Annotated in this window: 17 protein-coding genes and 2 pseudogenes; 8 read left to right on the top strand and 11 right to left on the bottom strand. The window is 52.1% G+C overall.

Features of this window, described 5'->3' with window-relative positions:
* Positions 1-53: 53 nt before the first annotated feature.
* The 3 genes and pseudogenes from K6958_RS21185 to K6958_RS20430 form a co-directional block, all read left to right on the top strand.
* Positions 54-182 (top strand): annotated as a pseudogene (locus K6958_RS21185) (DNA polymerase V subunit UmuC); the annotation flags it as partial.
* A gap of 73 nt (positions 183-255) precedes the next feature.
* A complete protein-coding gene (locus K6958_RS20425) occupies positions 256-1,245 on the top strand; it encodes a tyrosine-type recombinase/integrase (RefSeq protein WP_040113722.1) in 990 nt (329 codons plus the stop codon).
* Positions 1,245-3,371: a tyrosine-type recombinase/integrase gene (locus tag K6958_RS20430; protein ID WP_249894806.1), complete on the top strand. Its 2,127-nt coding sequence runs from the start codon at positions 1,245-1,247 to the stop codon at positions 3,369-3,371. Before K6958_RS20425 ends, K6958_RS20430 begins: the two co-directional genes overlap by 1 nt.
* Positions 3,372-3,601: 230 nt before the next feature.
* Here the strand turns inward: K6958_RS20430 and copM are convergent, their stop codons facing one another.
* From copM to K6958_RS20465, 7 genes are all read right to left on the bottom strand, one after another.
* Positions 3,602-3,952, bottom strand: coding sequence for a CopM family metallochaperone (gene copM, locus K6958_RS20435; protein ID WP_040113726.1), 351 nt, complete (start codon positions 3,950-3,952; stop codon positions 3,602-3,604).
* A gap of 144 nt (positions 3,953-4,096) precedes the next feature.
* Positions 4,097-5,494 carry a heavy metal sensor histidine kinase gene (locus K6958_RS20440; RefSeq protein ID WP_249894807.1) on the bottom strand — a complete coding sequence of 466 codons (1,398 nt, stop codon included), beginning with the start codon at positions 5,492-5,494 and terminating at the stop codon, positions 4,097-4,099.
* A complete protein-coding gene (locus K6958_RS20445; RefSeq protein ID WP_007708057.1) occupies positions 5,491-6,171 on the bottom strand; it encodes a heavy metal response regulator transcription factor in 681 nt (226 codons plus the stop codon). Before K6958_RS20445 ends, K6958_RS20440 begins: the two co-directional genes overlap by 4 nt.
* A 28-nt stretch (positions 6,172-6,199) precedes the next feature.
* Positions 6,200-7,132, bottom strand: a complete 933-nt coding sequence (gene copD, locus K6958_RS20450; protein WP_038863463.1) for a copper homeostasis membrane protein CopD — start codon at positions 7,130-7,132, stop codon at positions 6,200-6,202.
* 4 nt (positions 7,133-7,136) lie between these two features.
* Positions 7,137-7,517 carry a copper homeostasis periplasmic binding protein CopC gene (gene copC, locus K6958_RS20455; protein ID WP_103791066.1) on the bottom strand — a complete coding sequence of 127 codons (381 nt, stop codon included), beginning with the start codon at positions 7,515-7,517 and terminating at the stop codon, positions 7,137-7,139.
* A 35-nt stretch (positions 7,518-7,552) separates the two neighbouring features.
* Positions 7,553-8,488: a copper resistance protein B gene (locus K6958_RS20460; RefSeq protein WP_167429602.1), complete on the bottom strand. Its 936-nt coding sequence runs from the start codon at positions 8,486-8,488 to the stop codon at positions 7,553-7,555.
* A gap of 34 nt (positions 8,489-8,522) precedes the next feature.
* A complete protein-coding gene (locus tag K6958_RS20465) occupies positions 8,523-10,319 on the bottom strand; it encodes a copper resistance system multicopper oxidase (RefSeq protein WP_203025787.1) in 1,797 nt (598 codons plus the stop codon).
* 291 nt (positions 10,320-10,610) lie between these two features.
* Between K6958_RS20465 and K6958_RS20470 the strand changes: the two genes are divergently transcribed.
* The 4 genes and pseudogenes from K6958_RS20470 to umuC all read left to right on the top strand — a co-directional run.
* Positions 10,611-10,841 (top strand): hypothetical protein, encoded by a 231-nt coding sequence (locus K6958_RS20470; protein ID WP_052246553.1) that lies wholly within the window; start codon positions 10,611-10,613, stop codon positions 10,839-10,841.
* Between the two features lie 294 nt (positions 10,842-11,135).
* Positions 11,136-11,462, top strand: coding sequence for a four-helix bundle copper-binding protein (locus K6958_RS20475; protein WP_033755879.1), 327 nt, complete (start codon positions 11,136-11,138; stop codon positions 11,460-11,462).
* Positions 11,386-11,637 carry a hypothetical protein gene (locus tag K6958_RS20480; protein WP_249894831.1) on the top strand — a complete coding sequence of 84 codons (252 nt, stop codon included), beginning with the start codon at positions 11,386-11,388 and terminating at the stop codon, positions 11,635-11,637. Before K6958_RS20475 ends, K6958_RS20480 begins: the two co-directional genes overlap by 77 nt.
* 174 nt (positions 11,638-11,811) lie before the next feature.
* A pseudogene (umuC, locus tag K6958_RS20485) lies at positions 11,812-12,867 on the top strand (translesion error-prone DNA polymerase V subunit UmuC); the annotation flags it as partial.
* Between the two features lie 153 nt (positions 12,868-13,020).
* Here the strand turns inward: umuC and K6958_RS20490 are convergent.
* The 4 genes from K6958_RS20490 to K6958_RS20505 all read right to left on the bottom strand — a co-directional run bounded on the left by K6958_RS20490 (position 13,021) and on the right by K6958_RS20505 (position 17,598).
* Positions 13,021-13,440 (bottom strand): plasmid partitioning/stability family protein, encoded by a 420-nt coding sequence (locus K6958_RS20490; RefSeq protein ID WP_249894808.1) that lies wholly within the window; start codon positions 13,438-13,440, stop codon positions 13,021-13,023.
* Entirely contained in the window at positions 13,433-14,410 is a 978-nt protein-coding gene (locus K6958_RS20495) for a plasmid segregation protein ParM (protein ID WP_249894809.1), read from the bottom strand. The genes K6958_RS20490 and K6958_RS20495 overlap by 8 nt, the downstream gene beginning before the upstream one ends.
* Before the next feature lie 936 nt (positions 14,411-15,346).
* Positions 15,347-15,724, bottom strand: coding sequence for a hypothetical protein (locus K6958_RS20500; RefSeq protein WP_249894810.1), 378 nt, complete (start codon positions 15,722-15,724; stop codon positions 15,347-15,349).
* 1,226 nt (positions 15,725-16,950) lie between these two features.
* Positions 16,951-17,598, bottom strand: coding sequence for a hypothetical protein (locus K6958_RS20505; protein ID WP_249894811.1), 648 nt, complete (start codon positions 17,596-17,598; stop codon positions 16,951-16,953).
* 193 nt (positions 17,599-17,791) lie between these two features.
* Here K6958_RS20505 and K6958_RS20510 point away from each other — a divergent pair, with 193 nt between their 5' ends.
* Complete coding sequence (locus K6958_RS20510) at positions 17,792-18,103, top strand: EexN family lipoprotein (protein ID WP_249894812.1); 312 nt, start codon at positions 17,792-17,794, stop codon at positions 18,101-18,103.
* Positions 18,104-18,420: the final 317 nt, after the last annotated feature.

The raw sequence follows: 18,420 nt of genomic DNA on the forward strand, positions 1-18,420 counted from the left end.
CTTCTTAAAATCATTAGCTTATTAATAACTAATTGTTAGTTTCATTCAGATACAATGACGGCTGCGTGATTGCCCGCAGCAGGGAAGCGAAGAAGTATGTGAAAATGGGCGAGCCGTGGTTTAAAATAAAAAATCAGCAATTCCCCGAGAAAATACATTTCTTTTCAAGCAATTATGCGCTTTAGTAAGTTAAGTGGAATGCAACATTTGCGGTATAGACTTTAGCCAGTTGTCCTGAACTGAAAGGGGAAGGCCGTGAACACAAAAACACATTCCACTTCGGCTTTGCTGCTGGCCGGGCAGTGGCTTAAAATTCTTTCGAATTTAGGAAGAGCCAGCTCAACTATTAAAGCCTATCGAAGTGCCCTGACGCATTTTTTTGCCTTCTGTGAAATACACGATATTGCTCCTGAAAGGGCTTCCTTTGAAGACATTGCAGGATATATCCGCCCTCAGCTCCCTGATATGCCGTCACCCGTTGCCAGCGCCACACTCCAGTTGCGCATTTCAGCTCTTCGCCTCTGGTATGACTTTCTGATCTACCAGGATATTTGCCGTCTCAACCCGTTACCCCGTTCGGGTTTGCCTGGTGCCATTTATACCGGGCGAGGCCTGATCCCACGTATCACCCGCCTCCCCGTTATTCCCGATGACGGGCAGTGGCTCAGGTTCCTGAAACACGTTTCTGCCGCGTCCCTGCGTGACCGGCTGATGCTTGCTCTGGCGTATTATGGCGCGCTCCGGCGTACGGAAGTGACGGCTCTGAGGCTTGAGGACATTGATCTGGCTCACCGCCTGATACGCATCCGCGCAGAGACGACGAAAAACAGACGGGAAAGAATGGTCTGCTACAGCGCTGACGTTGCGCGGGTACTGGCAAATCATTTCCAACAGCTACGGCTGGCAGGCTGGTCAGGCGGTGCTCTGTTCCGTTCCGCCTCTGACCGTAATTACGGCGCTCCGCTCTCGTTCTGGAGCTGGAGTAAAACCGTGCGGAAATGGGCGACAGAGACTGATCAGCCAGACATCACCACGCATACTTTTCGTCACCTCCGGCTGACGCACCTGGCACGGGCCGGATGGAAACTGCATGAACTGGCTACGTATGCAGGGCACAGGGACCCGCGTACCACACAAATTTATATTCATCTGTCGGGAACGGATATGGCTGCCCGCATGGCTGCTGCCGTCGCTGAAACCGACCGGAAGATCGCAGAGCTTATCTTTCAGGCGGGGGCAGTGTGATGAAAGCAGAAACAGGAATTCATAACATTTATGTCCCTTTCAGTCGTTCAGACTATCAGCTGAATAATGTGTTAAACACTGAAGAGCGCGAGGCGTTAAGCACCGGGCACAAACGTACCTCTGCTCTGAGCCAGCAAGGTCCGCTGTCATCTTTACTGCGGCCTCTTCAGGATATTGCCGACCGCAGCGGCACAAGTGACAGACTCGTCAGGATTATCATTTCTGCCGTTCTGGCGGAAATACACCGGACAGGGCAACCCTGCTGGCTGTGGGGATCAGAAAAGTGGCTGACGCTGTGCCAGCAGCACCGTTCAGGCAGGCCCCTTATTGCGGCTTTTGCCTTCCATCTTGGCCCGTTCCCCTCACCGTTCGATCTGCCGCATCATGGTGCCCCGTCGCTGTACGCCTGTGCCATCTATGGCCGGGAATTTTTCACACAGGAACTTAACCGGCTGACGGAAGCTCTGGTTTCACTGGGATACAAACGCAGGAACCAGAAAAATCAGCTGTCAGCCCTGCTGGGCATACTGATGATGATGAACAGTAATCCTCAGCTCGAAAGCTTCACGACTGATCTCCTGTGGCGCGCGCAGAAATATCACGATCGCGGGATCGCAAAGACAGTGGGCAGAGTTTCGCATGCGCTTGCCGCAATGGGCATCATCAAAAGCCCCGTGCGTATGCGCAATTACCAGGAGTGGCGCGAAAAACCGACAGAAGACATCGCACTGGCCTGGGTAGCATGGTGCCGGCGGTGGAGGGAAACCTCAGTGCTTCGTCCCCGATCCAGAGAGAGCCAGTACAGTTTTATCCTCCGCTGCGGCCTGTGGCTCGCCCGGGAGCATCCGGAAATACGCGAGCCGTCCGACTGGACAATGGAGATCTGCGCAAGCTTCATTGCAACAGTCGGAAGAATGAAAGTCGATGAACTTTCTCTGGGCACGGCACAGGGGATGCGCCGGTCTTCCCGTTCCGGAGAACCCATGCTGCCAAACTCCCGCGCCGGTTTTGTGTATGCCGTCCGCCGCTTTATGATTGACTACGAGAGCTGGGGATGGGGACGGCTGAAATTCAGTCCGTCCCGCCATCTCTCCACGCCTGATACGCCGCTGTTTCGTCAGGGCGTCAACCCCCGGGTTATTGATGATCCGGTCTGGCTGAAACTGGTATGGGCAAGTCTGAACCTGCGTCAGGAAGATTTGCTGAGTGAAATTCATTATCCCCTGTCTATGCTGCAGGCTATGGCGGTCATCTGGACGCATGCAGGGCTGCGCCAGAATGAGCTGATGCGCCTGACCGCAGGCTGCATCATTCCACAATCGGAAGATATTAACCGGGACGACGGCAGTACCATTCCTGCCGGGACCCTTTGCTACCTTAATGTGCCAGCTGGCAAGACCTCTAAAGCCTTTGTTAAACCGGTTTCTGCTGCAGTGAAAAAGTATGTCGATATCTGGCTGGCAGAGCGACCAGAAGAGCAGGCAGCGCTGACGGATGAACGCACCGGTGAAAAGGTCCGTTTCCTGTTTCAGTACCGGGGCAAAGCCGTGGGAAGAGATATAATAAACCGCACCGTTATTCCGGTTCTCTGTGCCAGAGCGGGGATGCCGGAGGAAGACAGCCGGGGTCCCATTACCAGCCACCGGGGGCGAGCATCGGCCGTGACAGCACTGGCCAGTGTTCCTCAGGGCATGTCGCTATACGAGCTGATGCAGTGGTCAGGTCACTCTTCGCCGCAGTCTACGATGCATTATATTCGTATACGGCCGACACAGCTGGCAGCCTCTTTTGTGAAGGCGGACCGGGTCGCGCATATGATGAGCGTGCTGATTGACCATGATCCGCTTGCCGTCAGCCTCACCGGTCCGGCAATATATTATGATCTCGGCGATTCGTACTGTATGAATCCTTTCTGGAGCAACTGCCCGCACCGGATGGCGTGCATCGGTTGTGACTTTAATCTGCCAAAACAGAGTGCAAGAGGACTTCTGCTCGAAAGTAAGGCGTCCGTAAAAAGATATCTGGAGGAGGTGCCGCTGACGGTTGACGAGAGAGCCATCGTGGAGGGAGATACGGAAAAACTGGAGGCTGCTCTGAGAAAAAGCAGTAAGGTTCTCATCCGGTAAAACATCTGTCCGGACAGCATATTATTTCAGGTAAGTAGCAGCACAGTGCGTGAGTTCTGCGTCGTAACAGAAAGTCAGCAGTCAAAGCTGATTCACTGAGCCATACCTCTTTTTTCCGCAGTCATTCCGGTTTAGATTATTTCTTTTTTCTGCCTGAAAAAAGATAAATAAGGGCCCTCTCAGGGGCCCTGCCGGTCGGTTGAAATCAGTCTTCTGATGTCAGCTGTAAACTATTTATTCAGCCATTTTTCCAGATGTTCAATCTCCGCCTTCTGTGCTTTGATGACATCTTCAGCCATATTTCTCATTTCAGGATCTTTTCCGTACTTCAGCTCTGTTTCGGCCATGGCTATCGCGCCTTTATGGTGCTCAGCCATGCCTCTGGCAAAAGCCCTGTCTGCATCCTGCTCCTTCATCGCATCCATCATGCTGCGGTGCATATTCTGCATGCCGGCCATGTATTCTTTTGAGGCCGGGGACATATGCATGTCCTGCGTCATCTTCATATCTGGCTTCTGTGCCATAGCCGCAACTGGCAGAACAACCAGCAGGGAAACCAGGGCTGTCTGTAATTTTTTCATGATCCGTTCCTTTACTGGGCTAAGATACTCAAGTTTAGTTAAGCACCCGGGATCGTTTCACAAAACCGGGAAAGAAATCCTTGATTTAAAGCAGTTCAGAATTATTACGGGCGAAAGCATGAAGAAAGCGCACATCAACGTAAATCATGCTGCTGGTATTTTTACCGTAAACGTAACGATGTCTTCGTCCAAAAAAACCTGCAATGTACCGTTGTGAGCCTGAACAACGGCTCGCGTGATGGAAAGGCCCAGGCCAGCACCGTCCGTGTTATGTTGCCGGGACGAGTCGCCCCGGTAAAAGCGATCAAAAAGCCTGTCCAGATTTTCCTGCGTGATGGCTTCCGTGCGGTTAGATATATAAACAAACGCCATCCCGATCTGCTGTTCTGCCCGGATCAGGATCGCCGCGCCGTCTGAAGAGTACTTTATGGCATTGGTTATCAGGTTGCTCAGCGCCCGGCGTAGCATCAGACGATCGCCCTTCATGCTGGCCTCCCCTTCAAGCGTCAGGGTTTTACCGTTTTCAGCGGCCAGCGGCTCGAAAAATTCGATTAGTTCTTCGAGTTCTGCCTTTGCGGAAAAAATCTCATTTTCCAGCGCCAGCAGCCCGTTTTCAGACTTCGCCAGAAACAGCATGTCGCTGCTCATTCTGGCAAGTCGGCCCAGCTCCTCCAGGTTTGAGAAAAGCACTTCCCGGTAGCTGGCAGCGTCACGCTCCCGGGACAGGGCAACCTGCGTCTGCATCATCAGGTTACTTACGGGAGTGCGCAGCTCATGGGCTATGTCAGATGAAAACTCTGACAGGCGCCTGAAAGAGCCCTCCAGTCTCTCCAGCATGCTGTTAAACTCGGCTACGGTAGGCATAAGCTCCGAAGGAAGGTGTCGGGCCGGCAGGCGCTCACTGAGATTATTAACGGTAATAGCCGAAGCCAGCCGGTTTATTTCATTCAGCGGCCGGAGTCCGATGCGGGTGGCAAGCCAGCCCAGCAAGACAGAAAGAAAAATCAGTCCCCCGTTAAGCCACATCAGCCACTCTTTCAGCTGGCCGATAAATTCATCATGAAAGCCAGTATCGTAGGCGGCTGTTATCAGCACGTCCCGGTGCCTGCCCGCGTTCTCTGCACCGATTTTTTTAATCATGACGTTATAGCGCCAGCCGTCTTCCTCCACCGTCTGCAGGGTGTTCAGCTTCAGAGCCTCACCGGCAAAGCGCTCAGCCGGAACCGGGAAGCCGGGAGAGAAATAGTCGGCGAGTATTTGATTATCAGCAGTCCTGATCGACAGATAAAGTCCGCTATGGCCCACCATGGCGTCGGCAAGCTTGCGGGCAAGCCCGACGGTATCAAGCTTTCCTGTACGGACTTCACTTTCCAGCAGTTCGGTAGCCAGCTCAAGCTTACCGGTCAGCAGCGTAAGGTCCTGGCTGCGAAAGTAACTGCCCAGCGCGGCAACCAGCAGAACGCTGGTAAGCAGCCAGACGGACATCATGACACCGGCAAAGACCAGGCTAAGTCTGGAAGTCAGAGACCAGTTACGCTTCATTCTTCACGTATCTCCAGCACGTAGCCAATGCCGCGCACGGTATGGATCAGCTTCGGGCTGAAGTCATCATCCACCTTGCTGCGCAGCCGCCGGACAGCCACATCAATCACGTTAGTGTCACTCTCAAAATTAATATTCCAGACCAGGGAGGAGATGAGATTTCTTGGCAGCACTTCACCGCGACGCTGCAGCAGCAGCTCAAGCAGAACAAACTCTTTTGTGGACAGATGAATTTTTTTGCCGGAACGGCTGACGCTCCGGCGGGATATGTCCATCACCAGGTCAGCTATTTCGTACATGCCGGATGCCAGAGAGCGGTTACGCCTGAGCTGGGTCCGGATACGGGCCAGAAGCTCGGCAAAATCGAACGGCTTGAGAAGATAGTCATCGGCTCCCAGGTCCAGGCCTTTGATTTTTTCGCTGACGTTATCCCTTGCGGTCAGAAACAGCACGGGCTCTTCGTGGCGGGCCATTCTCATCTGCCGCAGAATGTCCCAGCCGTCCAGGGAGGGCAGCATCACATCAAGAATAATCAGGTCGTAGCGCTGCTGAAGGATATGCTCCAGCCCCTGACGGCCGTCATTCACAAGGGTGACGTCATACCCTGCCTCCTGAAGACCCTGTTTCAGGTAAGTCCCGGTTTTAATTTCATCCTCGACGATCAGAAGAGTGGTCATGGTATAAGGGCCCTGCAGCTGAGTGTCGTTACGCCATACCGTTACCGGGCGACAGCGTGCCAAGCCAGGCTACGGTCGCCAGAATCAGGATAGACACGCTGAACTCTGTAATAATACTTTTGCGCATCAACGCAATACCCGTCTTATAGTGGCCCTGACCGAGCGCATTTTCCAGTGCGGGTGCAAGCCGGAAGCGGTTCGCGGCAGCCAGCAACAGCATAACGAAAAACAAGCCTGTCTTGATTAGCAGGAGCAGCCCGTAGTGGCTGCCCGGCAAAGATTTGACCGGGTCTTCCACAATGAAGAAAAAGTTAATGACGGCGGTGATGACAATACTCAGCACAATCACCGTGCCGGCCCGGGAAAAGCCCGTCAGGGCTTCCGCAAGCTGCCGGACGTGGCTGGCCGTCTGCGCCTTTTTGATGCATAACAGAATGGCAAAGGCCGTGAGCGCGCCCACCCATGCACCGGCTGCCGACAGGTGGATGATATCGCTCAGCAGATGCAGATAGTAGCTCATACCGTCGTTCATGGCCGCATGACCGCCCCATGCCAGGGTGGCCAGCGCTGTGCCTCCGGAAAGCGTGAGAACGTAACGCGACAGAACGGCATTGCGCAGGCGCAGGCCCAGTCCGATGAAGGCCAGCACGAGTGCGGCAAGCCGGATAACCCAGCTGAGGCCGACCGCAGTCTCACCGATAACCATCTCTATGATGTGGAGCGTGATTTCACCTGCGTCGGTCACGCCACTCATCGCCTGCGCGACCAGCAGCATATTCGCCAGCGACAGAACAATGCCGACGGATATCAGAATAAAGAAGAACGACCAGACACTGAATAATGACACCGATTTTTTAAGCGTTCCCTTCACGGCATACAGTTCAAATAAAGGCAGCCCAAACAGAACCATAAGGTCAAGGTAAAGGAAAAAGCGGATAACAATAAAAGTCTGATCGTTCATGGCATTATTTCACGCTAAAGCTGACGTTACCCGTGCGCGGGTGTGTATCAGAAGACACCGCACGCCACTCCACCTTGTATGTGCCAGGCACCAGAGGTTTGGCTGGCGTGATCACCATGGTTTTCGGATCGCCACCGGCGGCCACTTTTGCCGCAACCGCCATCGGGGCATGAGAGGACATGCCGGGCATAGCGGTCATGACGAGACGTGCACCAGAAAATTTTGTGACCAGATTCTCAGTAAAGTGCAGCTCCACTTTTGAAGGCGCTGCCACCTGCGCTTTATCAGCAGGGACAGAAGAAGCCAGTTCCGGATGCGCCTGCGCGGCAAAAGCAGCAACAGAGGCGGCAACAGCGATGACGTAGCCAGCATAATTACGTTTCATATTCATACCTGTCTTGTTTGTTAGAATTAACTGCATCAGAACCACACGCGGGCACCGAGAAGAAAGCGCAGTTCGTTGTCTTTCTCTCCTTCACGGGTCGCCATATCGGCCGTGTTGCCATAAAGCTGGCTCCACGATACGCCCACATAAGGCGCAAACTCCCGCTTCATTTCGTAACGAAGGCGCAGGGAAAGCTCGGTACCGGACAGCCCTTTTCCGGTTTCACGCACCTCATCATCCTTTCCGTAAAAATTAGCTTCAAAAGACGGCTGCAGGATGAGCCGGTTGGTCAGCAGCACGTCATACTCTGCTTCAAACCGGAGCGCGGTGCGTCCCTGCTCACCGGCAAACGCGGTGAGTTCAGTTTCGAGGTTATACAGCGGCATGCCCTGAAAGCCGGCGGCGGCCCATGTCTGGGGCCTGCCAGGTTTAAAATCCTGTCGGGCGCCCGCAACCACGTCCCACCAGGGCGAGACAGCGTGCCCCCACAGGGCCTGCACCTCTGCCGACTCGGTTTTTCCGTCGCTGGTTTCCCCTTCGCTGCGCAGCCAGAGGCGATCAATATCCCCGCCTGCCCAGCCGCTGACGTCCCAGCTGAATCCTCCGGCCTCATTATTTTTCTGCCACTCAAGCTGATCGGCCAGCAGATACCAGTTCACGTTGCTGTCATGCACCTTATGGCCGTGTACGTCCGGAAACGCAGCCCGGCGGTCGGCGTCCGTCAGCACCGGAACAGGCGTTCTGCTTTCAGTCGGGGCAGCAGGCTGCATAGACTCCATGCCTTCCATCCCGGACATGGGTTCCATATTGCCCATAGCGGAGTGGTCCATGCCCGACATTGCACCTATGTCATGCTCCTGCATGTTGTGCGCCGCTTCAGCCCGTGCATCAGGGGCGGCCGTAAGTGCGCTGCCGGCAATGGCTGCGAAAACCAGCAGTCCGGCCGCCGGGCGGAAAAAGTTATGTTTCATATCACCACGCTCAGAAGCTGACATCAGAAGTACCTCATTCATTAACCCGGACTTCACGGAACATGCCTGTTTCCATATGAAAAAGCAGGTGACAGTGGTAAGCCCAGCGGCCCAGCGCATCGGCCGTCACACGATAGCTGCGGCGCGTGCCGGGCGGCATATCAATGGTGTGTTTACGTACCAGAAAATTCCCTTCTTCATCTTCAAGGTCGCTCCACATTCCGTGCAGATGAATGGGATGCGTCATCATGGTATCGTTAACCAGCACGATGCGGACGCGCTCGCCATAGCGGAGCGTGACCGGCTCTGCATCGGAGAACTTGATACCATTGAAAGACCAGGCAAATTTTTCCATATGGCCGGTAAGATGCAGTTCTATGGTGCGTGAGGGTTCGCGTCCGTCTGGATCGTCAAAAGTGCTTTTCAGGTCAGCGTAGGTCAGAACCCTGCGGCCATTGTTCCTCAGCCCGATACCCGGATCGCTGAGCTTCGGGGTGGGCATCATGGCCTGCATGTCAACCAGGGGGTTGTTCGTTTCTGATGCCGGATGCTTCTGCATATCACCCATGCCGCCCATGCTGCTGTGATCCATGCCAGCCATACTGCCTGCCGGGGCGCTTTCCACAGCTGAACCATCCATGCTCTGCATGCTACCGCCGTCCATACCCTGCATCTGCCCGTGATCCATACCCCCCATGCTGCCGTGATCCATACCCCCCATTCCCATATCATCCATGGTGAGCCAGGGACGAGGATCGGTGGAAGGAACCGGGGCAGTCATGCCTTCACGAATGGCAAGCGTGCCCCGTGCATAGCCGCTTCTGTCCATGGACTGGGCAAAGATGGTGCAGGCATCCTGGACGGGCTCCACAATGACATCGTAGGTTTCAGCCACGGCAATACGGAACTCATCCACGCTGACGGGGGTGACGTACTGGCCGTCAGCAGCCACCACGGTCATCTTTACGCCGGGAATGCGCACATCGAAGTAGGTCATGGCAGAGCCGTTGATAAAGCGTAGGCGGATTTTTTCGCCTTTACGGAACAACCCGGTCCAGTTTTTACCCGGGCCCTGACCGTTCATGAGATAGGTGTAAGTCGCACCGCTGACGTCTGCAAGGTCAGTCGGATTCATCTTCATTTCCGCCCACATCTTCCGGTCGGCCAGGGTATTTCCCAGTCCCTTATCCCGGGCATCACGGAAAAAGTCACCAGCAGCAGGCTTGGCGAAGTTGTAGTAGTCGGACTGCTTTTTCAGTTTTGCAAGAATGGCAGAGGCATTTTCATCTGACCAGTCGGTCAGCATTACCACGTGTTCCCGGTCATACTTAAATGGCTCGGGCTCAGCGGGATCAATGATAATCGGGCCGTAAACGCCCTCCTGCTCCTGCAGGCCGGAGTGGCTGTGATACCAGTAGGTGCCATTCTGCTTTACGCGAAATGAATAGACGTAAGTATCATCGGGTTCAATACCGTGAAAGCTGAGGCCGGGAACGCCATCCATGTTGGCTGGCAGAATAATGCCATGCCAGTGAATGGAGGTTGTTTCTTTCAGACGGTTTTTAACCCGCAGCGTGACAGTATCACCTTCTTTCCAGCGCAGCAGGGGCCCCGGCAGGCCGCTATTGATGGTTTTGGCATAACGGATGTTGCCGGTGATATTAAGTGGCGTTTCGGCGATAAACAGGTCGAAATCATTACCGGTAAGCATGTGGGGCTGTACCAGACTTACCGCCGAGAAAGCATTGAACGTCTTTATACCAAGACCGCCAGCAACGCTGGCTGCTGCGATCCCTTTGATAAAATTGCGTCGTGAACTTTTAAGCTGCATAACTGTGCTCCGGAAAAATGCAGATCATCCCGGGAGAAAATTTCTCCACACCGGAAGTATTAATAATGCAGTCCGGTCAGGAACTTTATTTTTGTTACCGGCAAGCTAACACAACAGGAACCCCGACTTGATTACATTTATGTCATGTTAGAACCTGCTGTTTTTGAATTACATTTTTGTCATTTTCGTTCACGTTGTTTTTTTTCGGATACGATGAAAGTCACTGAGGCCGGTAAGGTCCTGGTCCAGAATTAACTGCTATTTTTATCCTTTAAACGTAAGGAATTATGAATGAAAAAGATTATGCTTGCCGCCGCTGCGGTCCTTCTGTCCGTTTCAGCCGCTCAGGCTCAACCAGCCCCCATGGACATGCCCTGCTGCATGAACAAGAAAGCCCCGGCGGCCTCCATGAATGAACATGAGCTGGCGATTCAGGCACATCAGAGCATGAATAACAGCAGTTCTGCCGCACATCAGAACATTATTGAAACGCACCGCAAGATGATGCAGGAAGATAAATAAACGCAGATGACAGCCCGTAGCCTTAGCTGAAAAAACGCGGGCAAAAATCACCCGGATTTTGTCCTGGTTACTGTTGTTACAGAATGTGTTGTGCATTAACCCTCATTACACTGAGTTATCTGAAAAACTTTGTTGAGGCTGTAATCAGCCGGCCCGTCTGACTGTGGCGGGCTTCTTTTTAAAACCCTGTTTCACCCCTCTCCTGTTACCGTCTGTATAAAACGCTTTTGCAGCAATCAACATTTTGTTCCATGCTTACCACTTCTTTGCATTTAACGATTACGGGAAGAAATTATGTCTGAACAATACCGCAACTGCATTGAGGCCTGTTATATCTGCGCTGCAACCTGTGACTACTGCGCAACGTCCTGCCTGAAAGAAGAAAATATTGAGATGATGCGCGAATGCATCCGGGCGGACATGCAGTGCGCCAGCATCTGCCGCCTGGCAGCTGAGCTGATGACAATGGACAGTGAATTCGCTGCTCAGATTTGTAAGGTTTGCGCAGAAGCATGCCAGAAATGCGGTGATGAGTGCGCGAAACATGAGCACGAGCACTGTAAGAAATGTGCTGAAGCCTGTTACCGCTGTGCTGAAGAATGCCGGAAAATGGCAGCGTGACAGCAAATGGAAGCTGTCCAGTCGCAGCTTCCGGAAAGTACCGCCTGTCTCATTCCAGCCGGTGATTTTTGATACATACACCCGGCGTCAGGGTGGTAAAAATCACCGTTCTTATCCGGACTGCCCGCTATACAGCCAGAAGGGAAATGCCGCGTCCCTGTTCAGGCTTTTTTAAACTGACATCCCCCTGTATTAAATATCGTAAAAACCCGGGCGTGTTTTTGCAGCCGGTCGGTACATATGCCCTCTGCCTTATCCACAAAAACGGGGGATAAGTCCTGTATAATTAATGTACAAATTTGTAGTGTACATCCTCTCAGAAAGATTTAAGTCTCGTGTTGAATTTCTATTCCACATAAACCACTCGATGAGCACCCGGATCATGTCCTGTATCGAGGAGGTTGTGCCACGCCTGGAAGTCTACTCGGTGGACGAAGGCTTTTGCGACTGCCGCGGTATGGAGATGGCCATGCCTTATGAAGATTTTGGTCGCATGATCCGAAGCCATGTCAAAACCTGCACCGGGCTGACGGTCGGCGTCGGGCTGGGCCCGACGAAGACGCTGGCGAAATCAGCGCAGTGGGCCGGGAAGGAATGGCCGCAGTTTGGCGGGGTGCTGGCGCTCACGCCGGGGAATCCGAGGCGGACCGAAAAGCTACTGTCTCGTCAGCCCGTGGGGGAACTCTGGGGCGTGGGTTCCCGGCTTGAAAAACGCCTGCAGCTGCTTGGTGTGACCACGGCGCTCGATCTGGCGCGTAGCTCCCCTTCCATTATCCGTAAAAACTTTGGCGTGGTGCTTGAGCGCACGGTACGTGAGCTCAATGGCGAATCCTGCATCCCGATGGAGGATGCGCCCCCACCAAAGCAGCAGATAGTGGTCAGCCGCAGCTTTGGCGAGCGCATCACGGAATACGATGCGATGCGTCAGTCAATTTGCGCCTATGCCGAGCGTGTGGCGGAAAAGCTGCGTGAGGACCGCCAGTTCTGTCATCACGTCTCGGTTTTTATCCGTACGTCGCCCTTCGACACCACCCAGGCCGGATACAGCAACACAGCATTCGTAAAGCTGCACGTGGGCACGCAGGACACGCGAAACATTACTGAGGCGGCGGTGAAGTCCCTGGACGCTATCTGGCGCCCGGGCTATCGCTATGCGAAAGCCGGCATCATGCTCAGCGAGCTGCGGCCGAACGGCGTGGCGCAGCTGAACCTGTTTGATGATGAGGCATCGCGTGCCGGCAGCGAGGCCCTGATGAACCTGCTGGATACCATGAACCGGTCGGGTCGTTACAGCATTGGTTTTGCGGGCAAAGGCATTGACCCAGAATGGAAGATGAAGCGCGAAATGCTAAGTCAGGCCTGGACGACGAACTGGAAAGATATACCGGTAGCAAAAGTGTGTTAAGGATGTTTACTGGATATCTTAAGGGATGCCACTCAGTTCATGAAGAGGTTAAAGTTTTCACATTAAGCGTCAGGCTGCCGGACTGCAGTGAAGGAGATTTTCTTTGAGTGCAGCCCGGCGCCTGTTTTAATCATGTGGAAAAAAACAGGCCCATCATTCGTCGTCCGGAAACATCCTGGAGCTGTTTGCGCGGGTATCGGCGACGTTTTTATCTTCCTGATGCACCGGTTTTTCTGCCTGAGCAGAATCTGTCGCACCGGCAGCCGGACCAAGCCTGGTCAGTAATGCCCGTATCACCGAATCGTCCGGCGTGAATGCATCCGGGATCACGCTGCTGATAATACGCTGGATGTCCTGCAGCGTAACGTTTTCGGTTGCCAGCTCAGCGATCAGATTGGGGAGCCGGCGATCAATGGACGCCAGTGCGGCACCGGTGAGGAGAAAGGCGCGCATGGCGCGCCCCCGCTCTTTGAGGCGCGTTTCATCCAGCAAATCGACCGCTAACCTGTCCCCGGCCTGCTCATCCGGATACAGGTTAAACGCGATTTTGCGTGGTGAGGATTTGTCAGTCATTCGCGCTGCCTTCCTTCATTTCCAGCATGCCCAGCACCAGATCAAACTGTGGATCGTTGCTCGTGAAAAAGCGATCTGAGGGCACGTTAGTTGCTTTTTTTACAGCATCGGCAATCAGCTTTGCACCGCCGCCTACGCACATTACATGCGTATAGCCGGTAAAACGGTCGAGCGTATCCACCACGCGGTTAGTCAGAATGCGCTCTTTCTCTTCCATCGTATTCATCACGGCCTGACGCAATCTGGCATCCGGAAGGCGATGTTCAATCCAGTCCTTTTCTTCACGGTGAACGATGATGTTATCTGCCTGAAGAGAACTGATGCGCGTATGCCCGGCGAGTGCGTTTTTAATACCGTTAGTGATAATGGATACGCCAATTTTAGGATCGCACCAGGTATTCGTAATGCCGGACATTTTGCTCCGAACATGTGAAACGTCCAGGGTGGTACCGCCCAAATCCACGATAAGCAGTGAATCATCGTCCTGCAGCCCGGTCAGGACGTTGAAGCCTGCCGGAATGCTTTCAGGCAGAACAGTGACTTTGTCGATAGTGAAACCCTGCCTGTTTCCCTGCAGAGTAACGTCACGCTTAACGCTTTTTTTCTTGCGGGTAATATTTTCAGTCTTAGGCTGGAAATCAGCATTCAGATATTCAGACAGCGGTAGCGTCACCACAACATCTACTACCTGTGGTTCGATGCCTGACTGCAGCAGTGCGTGATGGATTGCCACCGTATTTACCTGGCTGTACTGATAGCGTGTTTCTGTTGTCACGACTGCGTCGGCACTGCCTGGATCAAAACTGAACTTTTCACCTTCGATTTCATAGTTTGCAGACTGACCATCATCAAACAGATTCAACGACCATTCTGGTTTAAAGCTGTTAGGGCTGATGAAGGTTTTAACCTCACCATTTTCTTTCCACGCCAGCTTGATGTTAGTAGAGCCGTCGTCAACAAAAATGCGCATCGCAAACCTCACAGAAGTGGTTAAAAGTTAAAGTTCAGCAGAGATTTCAACGTATCATGAAATTGAAATATATATAACACGAACTCGATAGTACCAGGTATAAACCCACCTGTAAAGCAAAGATGCCGACTCTTACACTCTAATTTAATGACATATATATATCACATAAAGACAACCAAATGAGCGAAACACGAGTTAAGCATCATCTAATTCCTATAAACATGACGTATAAGCAACACATATATGTCTTTATCTTTTTTTGTACGAAGCACAACAGGTAACCACTTCAGGCTATTTTGCTCGTTTCATGATGAAGCACCGGTAAGCATTTGTCGTCAAGAAAGCATACGGCTGGCAAACCTCGCCATAATCTCAGTTCTAACCTTCTTTACTACCGTCCTGTTACCGCATCCGGTCCGCTGCACCACCCGTAATGTCTTTATTAAGCAGAGCCTTAGGATGATTACAACAATGGCAACTGTTGAATGGATAAAACGAAGAAAATGGCTCTGAGACTTTTGCTGGCAGGTTTAATGTGGCACTGTAGCTGGCGGACGCAGAACAGCACCTTGTTCTGTCAGACAAGGATCAGGCATACAATGAAATTTCGCTCACGCGTACTGAGAGTTATATTTCCGATAGCATTACTGGGAGCCATTGTGTTGTTTTCCGGCGAATGGCTTATGTGGAAAACATCTGATACTTACCCAGCCGCCCTGGCACAATCTGTCACCTTACAGCGCCCAGCCGATGTCACCGGCAATACGCTTATTGATGCCAGCTTCCGTAGCGGCTCTTATACAAAGAGCCCAAATAAGAGTTGGTGAAAACCAGACGAGCCGCCGCCTGGCGGTTTTTTTACGCCCTTCTCCGGGCATTCGGCAAAACGCCCATTCTGCCGAATGGCTGGTTACAAATTATCGTGACTCATCACTATTATTCTTCAATCATGCGGTACGTGTAATTCCCCGTCCCCTTTGAGGCAGCCAGCTTGTCGAGCATTTTTTCCGCATCTGCTTTTGTCAGTCCCCTCTGTACGGTCTGCCAGCGGGCATTTCCCTTACGATCCTGTATTGCCCAGGGCTTTCCAGAGTCGTTATCTGGTGCAACGAATGACATTAGCTGTGATTCCAGCTGGCGAATACGATTGTGTGCAGCCTCAAGCAGGGCAAGCAGCTCCGCCCTGGAAGGCTGGGGATGATCCGCCTCGCGGATTTTTTTGTTTTCGCGATAGCGCCGCGCCCGTTCTGCCGGTGACAGGGCATTTCCGGTACGGGGGCGTCCACGCTGCCGCTTTATGCCGGTATCGTTCATAACATACTCCAGCTGAATAATGATGAGTATATTATATGTGACGAATCACGGTAATTCATTGGCAATAATGTGACGAATCACAGTAATTCTTTATTTTATGCCTGCCTGTACGAATTCGGTAAAACCCGCATTCTGCCGACCGCCGCGCAAAAACGAAAAAAGGCGGGGTGGTTAACCCCCGCCTTTGTTCAAGTTCCTTCAACCCTTACGGGCGTCCGGTCAGTTGCTTGATGACAACGACAATCTGCAATGTGACGTGAATTATCTTCAACGCCACAAGGATAGTAGTCAGACTTATCACTTGGCAGCCTCCTTTTATCAGGAGAGCGCCACACGCCGTACGTGCTTATGGGTTCCCCATACGGCGCGTACCAGTAGTTAGCAGGTACAAGCAGCACTCTTTTGAGTGGAAGCAAACCGGACAGCACCACCTGTTTCCGGTCGGGGTAAAAACTTGCGCGACTAAGCCCATACCCACTTCTGAGAGGCTGCAACAGCGTAGAGCTGCCAACTGCGACGAGTATAAAGCCGTGCAGCATGGGCCGCAACGTTGACGATATCGTCAATCAGCGTTAATATTGAACACAGTTAGCAGGTACAAGCAGCACCGTACAGGCAGCGGTCACCAGCCGCGTCCGGTACAGAAAATTAACTCGGTTTACCAGACCGGGTTTTTTTTCGCCTCAAAGATGCCATTTCCGGCACAACTCAGATCCTATACGCATTCTGTTTATTCCCCTAATTTTCACCGATGGTTTTTAGCGTCTCTTTACGCTTTTATACGCAATTCGGTAAAACGCCCATAAAACCGAAGCCCTTTCCGGCAGCATGTCCCTTCGGGTAGCTTTTATCTGAGTCTTTAACATAGCCCATGTGGTAGCCTGCACCGGTGGCTCTCAGAGAGGTTTATTCAATTGAAATGGTTCAAGATTTATAATCCTAAAAGTAAACAATGGCTTCAGCAAGATGAGGAAAATGGGAGATATGGCACTCGTATTATCTTCACACAGGATGAATCCCGTGCGGGGTTCTGGTCTGAAACAGAAATCCGCTGGATGACCATCCCGCCAGGATCAGAACTTATTTCTTTCAGCCCGAGCCAGGAGGATATCCGATACCGGTATTGGGAATGAACCAAACCGGTCAAGAGATCTTTATGCCTATTCGCCCTTGTTCGGTAAAACGCCTATATTACCGAACCGCAGCACTGTACAATGCCTGTCTCATCACGCCTGATCTTCAGCTGCTGATTTACGTGCCCGTGCTGCAACACGGCTTGCGTATCTTTCCTTACGGCGTATCGCTGCTGCCGATTCGGATGCTCTTATTTCTATTAAGCGTTTTCTGATGGCCTCTGCCGGATTGAACCCCTCTTCCCATGAGGTATGCCTGATGTTAAACGTCCGGCAAATATCTTCTGACAACTCGACCACATAAAGGCCATGCTTCGCATACAACTCCCGCCTCTTTGCGAAGTAAGCCGAAAAATCTGGGGGATCTTCAAAATACTCATCATCAAGATTGTCGAGTGTGTTGATGACCTGAATATGTTTAGATTCGATGCTGTGCAGCCGGTACAGCATATTAGTATTAAGGTATTTAAATTCGCCTTTTACCGCTGAGAGTTTTAGCTCTGGTTTATTATATTTCATTGACACATATTCCAACTCTTGGCTATATATACCATCATTGCTCGCAAGAAACTCACACTCGGAAATATATTTATCAAGAATAAAAACAAGCTGAACAATAATATATCTCTCTTCTTTTTTTCCTTTTTTTGTTTCCCAGACAAGCTCTTTGACTGCATTAAAAATCAGGGGTACTGCTATCGCAGCCGCAGCCCCCAGTAATGTCCATGTTTCCTTTTCCACTGAAACCCTCGCCCATGCTGCAAGTATTCTTACCCTACAGTTTATACTGTACGACAGGATGGCCTGCTTAGCTTTTACCAAAGCTGACCTATCTCTCCGGATTCGGTAAAACGCCAATTCTGCCGAACCGTGAAACGGCGCACGCTGCCGGCTATAATTGCTGTCGCGATTCATTCACTAAAAGGAACAAATCTTGAAAACGGGATTAATTTCACTGAGCTTGCTGGCCGCCGTACTGCTTACCGGCTGCGATGCAGGCGCGCAGAGCCTTGAATGGTATAAGGCGCATGATAAGGAGCGAAACGCAAAAGTTGAAGAGTGTAAGAAAGCCTCGAATCCGCGTGGCACCGAAGACTGCCGTAACGCGATTGATGCTTCTGTTCGTGCTGGGGGCAATATTACACATAGCAAACCTAAAGAGTGGACTCTCGATGGTTCTAAGGGTTATCTGGGGATAAGCCGCCGCGAGGCGGTTTTTTTACGCTCTTCTCCGGGCATTCGGTAAAACGCCTATAAAACCGAATTTGCCATGTAAACAAAAAATCCGCCCCAGTGGGACGGCCTAAAACGGTAAGCTGTTTTATGTCCCCAGGGGGACTTCATCTCCGATTAAAGAAAATTTTCGATTAGGGACAGTATAACTGTCACCAGATTAATCACTGCCGTAATAAGCTCGATCATAACCCGCATCCTCATGCTGATGCGTGGCGTTTACCTACCTCCCGCCGTATATTCGCCCAGAAGGTTTCGGAACTCCGCTTTCGCTAAGAATGAAGTTAACCACACATATATTGCCCCCGGCCCAGGGATGCGACCCCCTTC

The organism is Mixta hanseatica, from assembly GCF_023517775.1.
Lineage (GTDB): Bacteria > Pseudomonadota > Gammaproteobacteria > Enterobacterales > Enterobacteriaceae > Mixta > Mixta hanseatica.